General features: G+C 57.0%; 12 protein-coding genes. 7 read left to right on the top strand and 5 right to left on the bottom strand.

Translation table 11 applies throughout. The features are described 5' to 3' along the window. Positions 1-20: 20 nt before the first annotated feature. A complete protein-coding gene (locus AD669_RS11690; RefSeq protein ID WP_053119839.1) occupies positions 21-632 on the top strand; it encodes an FMN-dependent NADH-azoreductase in 612 nt (203 codons plus the stop codon). A gap of 237 nt (positions 633-869) precedes the next feature. Beyond that, positions 870-1907: a dienelactone hydrolase gene (locus AD669_RS11695; RefSeq protein ID WP_053119841.1), complete on the top strand. Its 1038-nt coding sequence runs from the start codon at positions 870-872 to the stop codon at positions 1905-1907. Positions 1908-2002: 95 nt separating this feature from the next. Here AD669_RS11695 and AD669_RS11700 read toward each other — a convergent pair whose 3' ends face one another. Next, on the bottom strand, positions 2003-3190 hold the full coding sequence (locus AD669_RS11700; RefSeq protein WP_053119843.1) for an MFS transporter: 1188 nt from the start codon (positions 3188-3190) through the stop codon (positions 2003-2005). 266 nt (positions 3191-3456) lie between these two features. After that, complete coding sequence (locus tag AD669_RS11705) at positions 3457-5043, bottom strand: ABC-F family ATPase (protein WP_082341426.1); 1587 nt, start codon at positions 5041-5043, stop codon at positions 3457-3459. A gap of 380 nt (positions 5044-5423) precedes the next feature. Here AD669_RS11705 and lpxO point away from each other — a divergent pair, with 380 nt between their 5' ends. Next, positions 5424-6323 carry a lipid A hydroxylase LpxO gene (gene lpxO / locus AD669_RS11710; protein ID WP_053120461.1) on the top strand — a complete coding sequence of 300 codons (900 nt, stop codon included), beginning with the start codon at positions 5424-5426 and terminating at the stop codon, positions 6321-6323. A gap of 148 nt (positions 6324-6471) precedes the next feature. On the opposite strand, the gene AD669_RS11715 is transcribed toward lpxO, so the two are convergent. Next, the gene (locus tag AD669_RS11715) at positions 6472-7326 is read right to left on the bottom strand and encodes a Ku protein (RefSeq protein ID WP_053119845.1); all 855 of its coding nucleotides are present in this window, start codon (positions 7324-7326) and stop codon (positions 6472-6474) included. A 191-nt stretch (positions 7327-7517) separates the two neighbouring features. Between AD669_RS11715 and AD669_RS11720 the strand changes: the two genes are divergently transcribed. Together AD669_RS11720 and AD669_RS11725 are read left to right on the top strand one after the other, a co-directional pair. Further along, the gene (locus AD669_RS11720; RefSeq protein ID WP_053119846.1) at positions 7518-7859 is read left to right on the top strand and encodes a hypothetical protein; all 342 of its coding nucleotides are present in this window, start codon (positions 7518-7520) and stop codon (positions 7857-7859) included. A gap of 52 nt (positions 7860-7911) precedes the next feature. Continuing rightward, entirely contained in the window at positions 7912-9057 is a 1146-nt protein-coding gene (locus AD669_RS11725; protein ID WP_053119848.1) for a PQQ-dependent sugar dehydrogenase, read from the top strand. 130 nt (positions 9058-9187) lie between these two features. Here the strand turns inward: AD669_RS11725 and AD669_RS11730 are convergent, their stop codons facing one another. Continuing rightward, entirely contained in the window at positions 9188-10288 is a 1101-nt protein-coding gene (locus AD669_RS11730) for a GNAT family N-acetyltransferase/peptidase C39 family protein (RefSeq protein WP_053119850.1), read from the bottom strand. 92 nt (positions 10289-10380) lie between these two features. On the opposite strand from AD669_RS11730, the gene AD669_RS11735 reads away from it, so the two are divergent. After that, positions 10381-11955, top strand: coding sequence for a RimK family protein (locus AD669_RS11735; protein ID WP_053119852.1), 1575 nt, complete (start codon positions 10381-10383; stop codon positions 11953-11955). A 7-nt stretch (positions 11956-11962) separates the two neighbouring features. Beyond that, a complete protein-coding gene (locus tag AD669_RS11740) occupies positions 11963-12886 on the top strand; it encodes a magnesium transporter CorA family protein (protein ID WP_053120464.1) in 924 nt (307 codons plus the stop codon). Positions 12887-13015: 129 nt separating this feature from the next. Here the strand turns inward: AD669_RS11740 and AD669_RS11745 are convergent, their stop codons facing one another. Beyond that, positions 13016-13351: a DUF2834 domain-containing protein gene (locus AD669_RS11745; protein WP_053119854.1), complete on the bottom strand. Its 336-nt coding sequence runs from the start codon at positions 13349-13351 to the stop codon at positions 13016-13018. Positions 13352-13658 lie beyond the last annotated feature (307 nt).

Raw genomic sequence — 13658 nt, forward strand, 5'->3', positions numbered from 1 at the left:
TGCATTCCAGGAGATTCCGCATGAAACTGCTGCATATCGATTCGAGCATTCTGGGCGACAACTCGGCTTCCCGTCAGTTGAGCAGCCAAGTCACCAAAGCCTGGCAAGCCGCCGAGCCGAGCGCCGTGGTCACTTACCGCGACCTGGCCGCTGACGCCATCAGCCACTTCTCGTCGACCACCCTGGTTGCCGCCGGCACCACCGCTGAACTGCGCAACGCCGCACAACAGCATGAAGCCGACCTGAGCGCGACCACCCTGGCCGAATTCATCGCTGCTGACGCGATCGTTATCGCCGCACCGATGTACAACTTCACCGTGCCAACCCAACTCAAAGCCTGGATCGACCGCATCGCCGTTGCCGGCCAGACTTTCCGTTACACCGAAGCCGGCCCTGAAGGTTTGTGCGGTGGCAAGAAAGTCGTGATCGTGTCCACCGCTGGCGGCATCCACGCCGGTCAAGCGAGCGGCGTTGCTCACGAAGACTACTTGAAGCTGGTGCTGGGCTTCCTCGGCATCACCGACATCGAAATCGTTCGCGCTGAAGGTCTGGCGTACGGCGACGAAGTGCGCAACAACGCGATGACCGCCGCTCAAGCGAAAATCAGCGAGCAACTGTTCGCCGCTGCGTAAGGCTTGCGTAAAGAACAGCTGTTGTTCAGGTAACACCCAAAAAACTCTGTATTCTGGTTCTGCAAGGGCCAAATACGGAGTTTTTTGTTTCTGACTGTTACATAATCTGGCCCGGGTTATGCAGTCAAACAATCAGTGTCTGACTGTGTCGCCATTGCGCAGCGTCGAACTCACGACGTTTCGCCCTTGCACAGCAAAAGGACTTTTCGATTGAGTAACAACAGGGTGGGGCATCCCATGATGCGTCTTTGTGCAACGTTACTGATTTGCCTGCTAGGCAGCCTGAATTCAGTGCACGCCGCCCCCGGGTTGCACCCTCGCTGGAGCGTCGGCTATCACGAAATGACGTTCCTTGATCCGCTGGATCTGCAACCGATGCGCGCCATTGCGTTCTATCCATCGACTGACCGCGAGCACACCGCGTTGCTTGAGGGTTACACGGTCGAGGCTGGCGAAGACACCAAAGTTGCCATGGGCCGCTTTCCGATGCTGATGTTGTCCCACGGCAACACCGGCACACCGCTGGCACTGCACGACCTCGCGACCTCACTGGCGCGTAAAGGCTTCGTCGTCGTTGCAGTTATTCACCCCGGCGATAACTCCAAAGATCACAGCCGACTCGGTACCCTGAGCAATCTTTACGGGCGCCCGATCCAGATATCCGAAGCGATTACCGCCACGCTTGGCGACCCAATGCTTGCGCCATTCGTCAACGCTGACCAAGTCGGGGTAATCGGCTATTCGGCAGGCGGTGAGACCGCGCTGATCCTTTCGGGGGCGCAGCCGGATCTGGATCGCTTGCGTCGCTACTGCCAAGAGCGTCCTGACGATCGCGACGCCTGCAACACTAAGGGCGAGTTGATAGTCGATCGCGATGATTTACAGCCTGTCGCCGATCCGCGCGTACATGCCTTGCTGTTAATGGCGCCGCTGAGTCTTAAATTCGGCCGTCATACCTTGGCCGACGTGCATGTGCCGGTACTTCTTTATAGCGGTGATGGCGACAAACTGGTGGCTTTCGACAAAAACGCCGCAGCGCTGGCGCGCAAACTGCCGACCGCGCCGGACTTCAAGTTGCTGGCCGGGGCAGGACACTTTGTGTTTATGGCGCCGTGCACGGAAGAGCAGCTCATGGCGATGCCGGCGTTGTGTACCGACGCTGATGGCGTGGATCGAGAGGATATTCACCGCAACCTGATCTCCGAGGCTGGCCGGTTTTTCTCGCATGCGCTGGGTAAACCGACGCGGGCGGGGATGCAGACCGCGGATCAATAACCCGATAGATCAAAAGATCGCAGCCTTCGGCAGCTCCTTCATGAGAGGGTATTCCTTGTAGGAGCTGCCGAAGGCTGCGATCTTTTGATCTTGATTCAACCCATTGCTCGGCGTTTAAGCAGTAGGGTCAGCCCCAACCCGATCACCGACAGTAGCGCCGCACTGAAGAAAATCCACGAATAGCCCAGATTCAACGCCACCGCGCCCATCAACGGCCCGGCAATCGCCAGCGCCAGATCGAAGAACACTGCATAAGCCCCCAGCCCCGAACCTCGGCTGGAACTCGGCACGCGCTTGATCGCCTCAACCCCCAGCGCTGGATACACCAGCGACAGACCAAATCCCGCCAGCCCCGCACCGATCAAAGCGAATGCCGTGGAAGGCGCCAGCCACAACATCACCAGTCCCACAGTCTCGATGGTCATGCAGGCAATCGCCGAGGTAAAACCGCCGAAACGACTGATCGCCGAGATAAACAGCAATCGCGACAGAATGAAGCACACGCCAAACACCGTCAGGCAGTACGCCGCGCCGCTCCAGCCACGGTTGAGGTAATAAAGCGTGATAAACGTGGTCAGCGTGCCGTAACCGATCGACGCCAAGGTCAGGCTCGCGCCGAACGGGGCAATGAGCCCGAACACTGCCCAGAACGGCAGACGTTCGCCACGAATCACCGGTACCGAAGGTTTGTTGCGGATCAACAGCAGCGCGCCGGCGGCCAATACCGATAGCGCGATCCCGAGGCTGGCGAAGCCGTATTCAGCGACCATCACCACGCCCAGCGGCGCGCCAATCGCAATCGCGCCATACGAGGCGATGCCGTTCCAGCCAATCGATTTTGCCGTGTGTTCGACGCCGACCTGGCCCATGCACCAACTGATCGTGCCGACACCAATGAGGCCCTGCGCGACCCCCAACAACAAACGCCCGAGAATCAGAATCAGCAGGCTGGTCAGTGGAAAACTTTGCAACAGCGTCGAAATCAGGGTGAGCACGCCACTCAGCACAATCCCCAGCAAGCCATACACGATCGCCCGTTTGGTGCCGATGGTGTCTGACATGCGCCCGGCCATCGGGCGGCTGAGCAGGGTGGCCAAGTACTGTGAACCGATGACCAGCCCGGCAATGATTGCGCTGAAACCCAGTTGCTCGTGGACGTAACCGGGCAACACCGCGATCGGCAGACCGATGCAGAGGAAGGCAATAAAGGTATAGAAAACGATGGAAACGATCTGCAGGGTGATCGCCATGGAGCTTTGCGGTGGCAGTTGCTGCGCAGACATGAGGACTCGTTCGCGGGCGGCGGTGGGAGAGTTCGCATGATGGCGTGGGTGAGGGATAAAAGGAAGCAGGCTAACTATTAAAGCATCACAGCTGCTGCGCCTTTGTAGGAGTTGAGCTTGCTCGCGAAGGCTGCGTAACATTCAACACCGTTGCTGAAGCTGATGGCCCCTTCGCGAGCAAGCTCGGCTCCTACAAATGCAAAAAGCCCCGTCACATGGACAGGGCCTTTAACTTGCAGCTAGCAGCTCAAACCTCGAAGCTGCTTTTAGAACACCACACCCTGGCTACGCAGGTAGTCATCGTAGGTGCCGCTGAAGTCAGTCACGCCATCCGGGCTCAGCTCGATAATGCGCGTGGCCAGGGACGATACGAACTCACGGTCGTGGCTGACGAAAACCAGCGTGCCCGGGTAGTTTTCCAGCGCCAGGTTCAGCGCCTCGATCGATTCCATGTCCAAGTGGTTGGTCGGTTCGTCCATGATCAGCACGTTCGGCTTCTGCAAAATCAGCTTGCCGAACAGCATGCGACCTTGCTCACCACCGGAAATCACTTTGACCGACTTGAGGATCTCGTCGTTGGAGAACAGCATGCGGCCCAAAGTACCGCGAATCATCTGCTCACCTTGAGTCCACTGACCCATCCAGTCGAACAGGGTGACATCGTCTTCGAAGTCGTGCGCGTGATCCTGAGCGTAGTAGCCCAGTTCAGCGGCGTCGGTCCACTTGACGCTACCGGCATCCGGGGTCAGTTCGTTGACCAGAGTGCGCAGCAGGGTGGTTTTACCGATACCGTTCGGGCCGATGATCGCCACGCGCTCGCCGGCTTCAACCTGGAAGCTGAAGTCTTTGAACAATGGTTTGCCGTCGAAGCCTTTAGCCATCTTCTCGACGATGACTGCCTGGCGGTGCAGCTTCTTGTTCTGATCGAAACGGATGAACGGGCTCACGCGGCTTGAAGGCTTGACCTCGGCCAGTTGGATCTTGTCGATCGCCTTGGCGCGGGAAGTCGCCTGCTTGGCTTTCGAGGCGTTGGCCGAGAAGCGGCTAACGAACGATTGCAGCTCGGAAATCTGTGCTTTCTTCTTGGCGTTGTCCGACAACAGTTGCTCGCGGGACTGGGTCGCCACAGTCATGTACTCGTCGTAGTTGCCCGGGAACAGGCGCAGCTCGCCGTAATCCAGGTCAGCCATGTGCGTGCACACGCTGTTCAGGAAGTGACGGTCGTGAGAGATGATGATCATCAGGCTGTTACGCTGGGTCAGGATGTTTTCCAGCCAGCGAATGGTGTTGATGTCCAGGTGGTTGGTCGGTTCGTCGAGCAACAGCACTTCCGGATCGGAAAACAGTGCCTGAGCCAGCAACACACGCAACTTCCAGCCTGGCGACACTTCGCTCATCGGGCCGAAGTGCTGCTCGATGCCGATACCCAGACCCAGCAGCAATTCACCGGCGCGGGACTCGGCGGTGTAACCGTCCATCTCGGCGAATTCGGTTTCCAGCTCGGCCACGGCCATGCCGTCTTCTTCGCTCATTTCCGGCAGCGAGTAGATGCGGTCGCGCTCAGCCTTGACCTTCCACAGCTCTTCGTGACCCATGATCACGGTGTCGATCACGGTGAATTCTTCGTAGGCGAACTGATCCTGACGCAACTTACCCAGGCGTACGTTCGGCTCAAGCATGACCTGACCACCGGACGGATCGAGATCACCGCCGAGGATTTTCATAAAGGTCGACTTGCCGCAACCGTTGGCGCCGATCAGGCCGTAGCGGTTGCCCGCGCCGAATTTGACCGAAACGTTTTCGAACAGCGGCTTGGCGCCGAACTGCATCGTGATGTTAGCTGTAGAGATCAAGAGTTATTCCTGCGAAGCATTCTGAGTAGCGAGGGTGCGGCCGGAGCGCTTGGCCCGAGTCAAAGTGCGCTGAGGCGGGAAAGTCCCGGCATCAACCAAGGGGGGCGCGTAAAGTTTGGCGGCAATTGTACTGGTCTGGCGCTCTTAACGATAGGGCGAACACGCCATGACCGCTGATTGGCGCGCACCCGGGACAGTTTTTAACACTTACAGGTTCACTATCGGATACAAAGTGTGGCTAAAATGCCATCCATTCACCCAGCGGCCTTCAACGGCGCGGGCTCAGGGACGTGCCATTTGTAATCCGACCACTGCATCAGACGCCGGGCCAGAAGCCTTCAGGCGCGCAGTTTGTTCACTACTGACATGTGACGATTTCCGTGAAACTCATCATTGCTGCTATTTATGTCATTTCCATTGCATACGTTCATCTTCGTGGACGGGTGCGGCACAAATTGGGTCGCCAACTGAGCGATCATTCGTCGTTTCTCGCGCCGATCAACTGCTTCCTCTATCTGTTTTCGAAAAAACCGAACAAGCCTTATCTGGATCCGTCGGAGTTTCCCGATCTGAGTCCGTTGCAGGAACATTGGCAGGAAATCCGTGAAGAAGGCCAGAATCTGCTGCGTGCCGGCGAGATCAAACGCTCGGATCAGTACAACGATGTCGGCTTCAATTCGTTCTTCAAGACCGGCTGGAAGCGCTTCTACCTGAAGTGGTACGGCGACAGCCATCCGTCGGCGATGAAACTGTGCCCGCGTACCACCGAACTGGTGCAAAGCATCGGCTCGATCAAAGCGGCGATGTTTGCCGAACTGCCACCGGGCTCGAAACTGGTGCGCCACCGTGACCCGTACGCCGGTTCGTACCGTTATCACTTGGGTCTCGATACGCCAAATGATGCTGGTTGCTACATCAACGTCGATGGCGAAAACTACCACTGGCGTGACGGTGAAGCGGTGATGTTCGACGAAACGTTCATTCACTACGCGGAAAACACCACTGATAAGAACCGCATCATCCTGTTCTGCGACATCGAGCGTCCGATGAAATATCGCTGGGCGGCGGCGTTCAACGGCTGGTTCAGCCGTAACGTGATGTCCGCGGCGGGTGCGCCGAACGATGCCGGTGACCGTACTGGCGGCATCAACCGTCTGTTTGCCAGGATCTACAAGATTCGTTTGCGTGGTAAAGAGCTGAAAAAACGTAATCGCAAGCTGTACTACATGGAAAAGTGGGCGATCTTCGGTAGCTTGTTGGCGATCTTTATCCTGATCTGATCCTCCTGTAGGAGCTGTCGAGTGCAACGAGGCTGCGATCTTTTGATCTTGTTTTTTACACACTTCAAAGTCAAAAGATCGCAGCGTGCCGCAGCTCCTACATGGCGTTTGTCTGGCCGGGTCAAATGACTCTCGCAAAAGCAACCTGTCAGTTGGCTGACGCTTTCTTCGTTTTCTTGGCTGGCGCGGCTTTGGCCTTCGGCTTCGCCGCCGCTTTCCCGCCCAGACTGCGTTTCAGCAGCTCCGTCAAATCGATCACATCGGCCGTTTTACGCTCTTCCTCGCCACCCACCGTTTCGACATCCTCGATCTTGCCTTCATGGGCTTTCTTCTCCACCAGCGCCATGATCTTGTCTTCAAACTCGTCTTTGTAATCTTCAGGCTTCCAGTCCGCGCTCATGTCCTGCACCAGCCGTTTGGCCATGTCCAGTTCGCCCTTGGCCAGTTGCGGCTTGGTCACTTCACTCCCAAGCTCTAGCGTATCGAGGCTGCGCACCTCCTGCGGCCAGCGCAGCTTCACCAACACCAGTGCCGACTCCAGTGGCATCAGCGCCGCCAGGTATTGACGAGTATGTAAAACGACGCGGGCAAGGGCGACCTTGTTGGTTTTGCTCAGCGTCTCCCGAAGCAGCGCATACACCTTGCCGCCTCGTTTGTCGGGCGCCAAGTAGTAAGGTGTGTCGATGTTTTGCAGGGGAATCTGCTCAGCATCAACAAAAGAAAAGATATCAATGGTTTGCGTAGAGACCGGGTGTGCCGAACGGATTTCCTCTTCGCTGAGCACTACGTAACGACCTTTTTCATAGGCCACACCTTTGACGATATTTTCTTTGGTGACCTCTTTACCGGTGACCTTGTTGACCCGTTTGTAGCCCACCGGATCCATGCTACGGCTGTCGAGCCAGTCAAAGTCCACGCCTTGGGACGATGTCGCTGAAACCAGCGCGACGGGGATGTGAACCAGTCCAAAACTGATCGCGCCTTTCCAGATTGCCCGAGCCATGGTGATGATCTCCCAAGTGATGATCAGGTGACCTGCGGCCCAGCGTGAAAGTTTCCAGTGATTGCGCGGGCTCTGGGGCCAGCGGTCGTGTCTGGTTACATGTTGTTTAAAGCCTGTGACTTAACAAATGCGAACCCTGGGCGTAGCGTGGACTCGAAGGCTCTAATCCACTTGCATCGAGAGGCTGCCCCATGAACCGAATTCTGCTTGGCATCGCCGTCCTCGGCTTGAGCGTGGGTTGGGCTCATGCGGGCGTCTCGGTGCCAGCCTCGACGCTGTTGCTGGCGCAGAGTCCGTCCGGCAACAGTAACAACCCCTACAACAGCCCGATCCGCCGGGCCAACCCCAACAGCATGCAAGGCACTCAGCCGAGCAACCCGCCGATTCGTGGCCCGAGCACTGCGCCGACGCCGCGTACGCCCACCGTGGAAAACCGTGGCATCGGCAACGGCCAGCCGATTCGTTCGGTGCCAAGTACACCGCCGACGTTTATTCCCAATCCACCCTCACGGGGTACCGACAGCAACCGTTGAACGGCAGGACTGAGGTTCTGTCAGCCTTTCAAGCGAACATAAGGAATCGTGCATGTTGCGTAAAACCCTACTGGCCAGCCTGTGTGCCGGCGTTCTGATCAGTGCTCCGGTATTCGCCGCAGCGCCCAAAGAGCTGAAAAGCGAGCAGGGCATCCTCGAAGTCACCACGATTACTCAAGGACTAGACCATCCTTGGGCACTGACTTTTTTGCCGGATCGCCAAGGCATGTTGGTGACCGAGCGGCCGGGCAATCTGCGTGTAGTGGGCACGGACGGCAAGTTGTCCGAGCCAATCAGTGGCGTACCGCAAGTCTGGGCCAAGGGGCAGGGTGGTTTGCTCGATGTAGCGCTGTCGCCGGACTTTAAACAGGATCGCATGGTGTACCTGTCTTACGCCGAAGGTGGTGGCAAGGGCGACAAGGCCGGCACAGCGGTCGGGCGGGGGCGCCTGTCGGATGATTTGAAAACGCTGAAGGATTTCAAAGTGATCTTCCGCCAGGAGCCGAAGCTCTCGGTTGGCAATCACTTCGGCTCACGGCTGGTGTTTGATCGCGACGGCTATCTGTTTATCACCTTGGGTGAAAACAATGATCGATCAACCGCTCAGGATCTCGACAAGCTGCAAGGCAAGGTCGTGCGCATTTATCCCGATGGCCGAGTGCCGGACGATAACCCCTTTGTCGGGCAATCCGGTGTGCGTCCAGAAATCTGGTCTTATGGTCAGCGTAACCCGCAGGGTGCGGCGCTCAACCCGTGGAACGGCACGCTCTGGGAAAACGAGCACGGCCCACGCGGTGGCGATGAGGTGAACATCATCGAACGTGGGAAGAATTACGGCTGGCCGCTGGCGACTCACGGCATCAACTATTCGATGCAGCCGATCCCTGAAGCGCAGGGTAAAACGGCTGAAGGCACGGTTGCACCGCACCATGTCTGGGAGAAATCACCGGGTGTGTCTGGCATGGCGTTTTACGATGCTGACCGGTTTAAACCGTGGCAGCACAACGCGTTTATTGGTGCATTGGTGACGCAGGAGTTGATCCGGTTGCAGTTTGATGGCGATAAGGTAGTGCATGAGGAACGTTTGCTCGGCGAGCTTAAAGAGCGGATTCGGGATGTGCGCCAAGGGCCGGATGGTTATTTGTATGTGCTTACGGATGAGTCGAATGGCTCGCTGTACAAGCTTGGCTTGAAGTAAGGCGCTGAGAGCGCTCTATACCTGTGGTGAGGGGATTCATCTCCTATGGATTGTGCAGCTTCTCCAGGAAGAGAGGGCTGCTTCGCTGTCCATCGGGGATGAATCCCCTCGCCACAGGGGGTTTTGGTGGCTATAGGTTTTGGGGGAATAGCACCACTGCGGCGCGTAGTTTTCCTCGGCCAAATCGGCACATTTTTTCAAACTCGCCATGGCTGACTGGCACGTGCTGGCAGTCCATCGGTTGTCGGTGCTGGCTGTGATCGACATCGGGATCATGCAGGTAAACGAAGTCCTCATCGCAATCGGTCACTACAACCCAGTGCGGTGATTTTGAGCGGGTCAGACGATAGCTGCTGATCAGCAGCAAAGGCTGGCCACCGGCGTCGAGCAATCGCGGCAAATCCACTGTTGCGCCGATCACACGTTCCACATCGGTTTCTGCCAGTTGCGCAGTAAACTCTTCATGCACCAAACGCATGACGTCTTTTTTATGCGTATCGCGTACGCCATCAAGGAACAGCGGCCCCTCCAGGCTCAGCTCCAAACGGACGCGAAAACCTCTACGCCACGCCGCCAGTGCCAAACCTTGAGGGCTGCAGCCACCATGGCCGGAGGTCATGAACACGGTCGTCGCCTCACGCCAGATCTGTAATTCCTCACGACGCTCCAGCAAGCGTCCGGCCTGCAAGCCGCCCATGGCCATCAACAGACAGGCCGGGCCGCAGGTGAAGTCGGTGGTCTGCGCGTAGTAAGGCACCGTGATGCTACGTGAGTCGCGGTGCTGGAGAATGCGTTTCTCCAGACGCAACGCATCGGCGTGGTCTTCGTAGTAATCGTGGATCAGCGCAAAACGTCGGTAACCGTTGCGCTCATAAAGGGCAATGGCGGTGGGGTTGTCGGTACGCACTTCCAAACGCAGATAAGCGCAATCATGTTCCAGCGCGCAGGCCTCGATTTTCTGCAGCAATTGCTTGCTCAGCCCTGTGCCGCGAGCCTCGGCAGCCAGGGCTATCGAATACAGCCGCGCCAACGAGGTGCCGCGATGAAACAGCACCAGCGCGTAACCGAGCAGATGTTCATCGCGTTCTGCGACCAGCAACTGCGCATGGGCGCGCGTAATCATCCAGTGAAAACTGCGACTGGTGAGCCGATCCGTGGTGAAACATTGCATTTCCAATGCCAGCAACGCCGGCAAGTCTTCAACTACGGCCAGGCGAAAAACAGTACTCATATGACCACCGTAAAAGTTGCGTAACGAAACGAGACTTTCGTAAAACTTCGTGCTTAATAGAAAAGGTCTTGTTCTCCAACGGATCAATCTCTATGTCAGCGGTACAGGGTCATTGGCGCGAAGTATCCGAGCAAAGTTTGCCGACGGCAACTTATTTAAAACCAGCGGTCAGAACCTCCAGTCAAGTGTTGATCATTGTCGAGCGCAAGGAAGATTGGGCCTCTTATTTTCCCAGCGAAGACATCGTCACCGCTCAGGAATACCTCGAGCAAACACGCGAAAGCGAGCCCGGCAAACGGGTTCAGGTGATCAACCTGTGCCGCAGCTACAAGTACTTGGGCCATGGCTATTACTGCTCGCTGCTGGCGGAAGCCCGTGGGCACAAGGTGATTCCGTCGGTGCGCACCATCAGCGAGCTGACAAAAAAATCCCTCTACGGTCTGGCACTGGATGACCTGGATAAAACCCTGGAAAAAGCCCTTAGTCATCACCTCTACAGCGATACCGAAGGGTTTACCTTGACACTGTATTTCGGCAGGACTCATATCGAGCCGTTGCAGGATCTGGCGCGGCAGTTGTTTGAAGTGTTTCCTTGCCCGATTCTGTTAGTTGAGTTTCGCCGAACTAACGGTTGGCACATCGAGGGCGTGAAGTCCGGTGCGTTGCACAAGTTACGCGATGATCAGGAAGATCAGTTTGCCAATGCGCTGGACGGTTTCAGCCGTAAAGTCTGGCGTGTGCCGCGCTCGCCGCAAGTTGCGCGTTATGACCTGGCTATTCTTCACGACCCACAGGAAGCCTTGCCGCCGTCGAATCCCAAAGCACTGGAAAATTTCGTCCGGGTCGGCAAAACCATGGGCATCGATGTCGAGTTGATCGAGCGCAAGGATTACGCGCGATTGGCCGAGTACGACGGGCTGCTGATTCGCGAAACCACCAGCGTCGACAACCACACCTACCGATTCGCCAAGAAGGCCGAGAGCGAAGGGCTGGTGGTGATGGACGATCCGACGTCGATTCTGCGCTGTACCAACAAGGTCTACCTGACTGACCTGCTCAACAGCCATCAACTGGGCATGCCCGCCACCGAAATCCTCTACAAAGAGCGACCCGAAGACTTCGAACGGGTCGGCGAACGCCTCGGTTTTCCCTTGGTGTTGAAGATCCCCGACGGCTGTTTTTCACGCGGCGTGATCAAAGTCGAAAGCCAACAAGCGCTGCTCGAAGCCACCGCCGAATTGTTCGAGCACTCGGTGTTGTTGTTGGCCCAGGAATTCTTCTATACCGAATACGACTGGCGCATCGGCGTGCTCAATCGCAAACCGATCTTCGCCTGCCAATACTTCATGTCCAAGGGCCACTGGCAGATTTACAACCACAAAGCCAAAGGGCAGGACGTCAACGGCGAATGCCGAACCATGGCGATCCATGAAGCGCCGCGCGCGGTCGTCGACCTTGCGGTGAAAACTGCCAACCTGATCGGCGATGGCCTCTACGGCGTCGACCTGAAACAGGCCGGCGACAAAGTGGTGGTGATCGAAGTCAACGACAACCCGAACCTCGATGCAGGCATCGAAGACGCGTATTTGCAGGACGATTTATATTCGCTGGTGCTGGAAGAGTTTGTGCGGCGGCTGGAACTCAAACGTCGCGGGCAAGCGTGGTGAGCCGCCGATGATCAGCAGTTTTTCACTAAGCCACGGCGCGTTACAGCGGGTTGAACGATTGGACGCCGAGGTGATGCTGTTCAGCAATCCCGACGCCGCCGAGCGCGACTTGCTGCACAGTCATTTCAAGGTCGATGAACACGCGTTGGCCTCGGCGCTCGACCCGGACGAAGTCTCGCGGATCGAATTTCACCCCGATCATCTGTTCCTGATCTGGAAACGCCCGGAAAACTATTCCGGTGGCGGTAGCCTGGCCTTTGAGGTGTCGTCCTGCGGCTTGCTGTTCTCGCCGGGGCAATTGCTGGTGATCGCCACCGACGACACGCCGCTGCATGGCCTCGGCACTCGCCAGCCATTAAACACGCCGCTGGATGTGCTACTTGATCTGCTGTTCAACAACATCCATCACTACCTCGGTCACCTGAAGGTGATCAAACTGGTCGCCCGCGAGTTGCAGCAAAAATTCAACGCCTCGATGCAGAACCAGCATCTGGTGCAGATGTTCAACCTCAGCGAGAGCCTGATCTATTACATCAACGCCCTGCACAGCAACGGCGCGGTGCTGACACGGCTGCGTAATCATGCCGAGAAACAGCATTTTTCCAGCGAGGCGCTCGGACTGATCGATGACCTGATCATCGAAAACAACCAGTGCTACAAACAGGCTGAAATCTACTCCACGGTGTTCTCCGGGCTGATTGACGCGCGCGGTAACCTGATGAACAACAGCATGAACAACCTGCTGCGCAAACTGACGTTGATCAACGTGGTGTTTTTGCCGCTGAACCTGATCGCGAGTATTGGCGGGATGTCGGAGTTCAGCATGATGACGGCGGGGACGCCGTGGTGGGTGTCTTATCCGGTGTTTTTGCTGGTGATGTTGATGGGGGCGGGGGGGATGTTGTTTGGGCTGAGGCGCTTGGCCAGGTGATTTGTGTTGTCTGGCCCGGCCCCATCGCGAGCAGGCTCACTCCTACAATGGATCTCTGGTGTGGCGAAGAACCCCTGTGGGAGCGAGCTTGCTCGCGAAAGCTATTTCCCAAACGCCAAAAAATCCGGATCAGCCCGCATTCGCCGAACTGCTCATCTTCCTACGCTCCCGAACCCCACGAACCACCAGATACAACAACGGCCCCACCGACACAAACACCGCCGTCAGCAACAAATAAGGCACCACCGACCAAACCGACTGCCCGCGAGCCTTGGCATCCTTGACCATCCAAACCCCGGCCAACGTCGCCAGCAGGTACAAATCAATCACCACCTGTGCCGTATCCGGCCGCGACATCAAGCTGATCCCAAAATCAATCAGCGACTGTTCAGCCTGGAGCATCACCGAAACGGTGTAACCGGAAAAAGCCAGCAAAGCCGTGAGGGGCAGGGCGACAGACATCATGCATTCCTTCCTTGAACTGATGAGCAGAATCGCCAGATTACCCGCGCCACGCAAAATTGGCCATTGACGTGCCAGCAGCGTTCAGGCTAATTTTCAGGCCATGACTACCTACGTATTGCGCTGCCAGCCAAGCATTATTATTACCGCCATTCCTCACTTGGCGGGCTAGCTCACGACTGCAGCACCCAACCCGCCCTAGAGGCGGGTTTTTACTTTCTGTCTCCAGGGTTCGAAACACCGCTCATGTAGGAGCTGCCGAAGGCTGCGATCTTCAGGATCAAAAAATCGCAGCCTTTGGCAGCTCCTA

It is taken from the genome of Pseudomonas sp. P1.31, from assembly GCF_001269815.1.
Lineage (GTDB): Bacteria > Pseudomonadota > Gammaproteobacteria > Pseudomonadales > Pseudomonadaceae > Aquipseudomonas > Aquipseudomonas rustica.

What these genes read in the sequence shown, in the direction of transcription:
- AD669_RS11715 (WP_053119845.1), bottom strand. Translation starts at nt 7,326, where the DNA reads ATGGCTCGGGCAATCTGGAAAGGCGCGATCAGTTTTGGACTGGTTCAC.
- AD669_RS11690 (WP_053119839.1), top strand. Translation starts at nt 21, where the DNA reads ATGAAACTGCTGCATATCGATTCGAGCATTCTGGGCGACAACTCGGCT.
- AD669_RS11735 (WP_053119852.1), top strand. Translation starts at nt 10,381, where the DNA reads ATGTCAGCGGTACAGGGTCATTGGCGCGAAGTATCCGAGCAAAGTTTG.
- AD669_RS11720 (WP_053119846.1), top strand. Translation starts at nt 7,518, where the DNA reads ATGAACCGAATTCTGCTTGGCATCGCCGTCCTCGGCTTGAGCGTGGGT.
- AD669_RS11745 (WP_053119854.1), bottom strand. Translation starts at nt 13,351, where the DNA reads ATGATGTCTGTCGCCCTGCCCCTCACGGCTTTGCTGGCTTTTTCCGGT.
- AD669_RS11740 (WP_053120464.1), top strand. Translation starts at nt 11,963, where the DNA reads ATGATCAGCAGTTTTTCACTAAGCCACGGCGCGTTACAGCGGGTTGAA.
- AD669_RS11700 (WP_053119843.1), bottom strand. Translation starts at nt 3,190, where the DNA reads ATGTCTGCGCAGCAACTGCCACCGCAAAGCTCCATGGCGATCACCCTG.
- AD669_RS11725 (WP_053119848.1), top strand. Translation starts at nt 7,912, where the DNA reads ATGTTGCGTAAAACCCTACTGGCCAGCCTGTGTGCCGGCGTTCTGATC.
- AD669_RS11695 (WP_053119841.1), top strand. Translation starts at nt 870, where the DNA reads ATGATGCGTCTTTGTGCAACGTTACTGATTTGCCTGCTAGGCAGCCTG.
- AD669_RS11730 (WP_053119850.1), bottom strand. Translation starts at nt 10,288, where the DNA reads ATGAGTACTGTTTTTCGCCTGGCCGTAGTTGAAGACTTGCCGGCGTTG.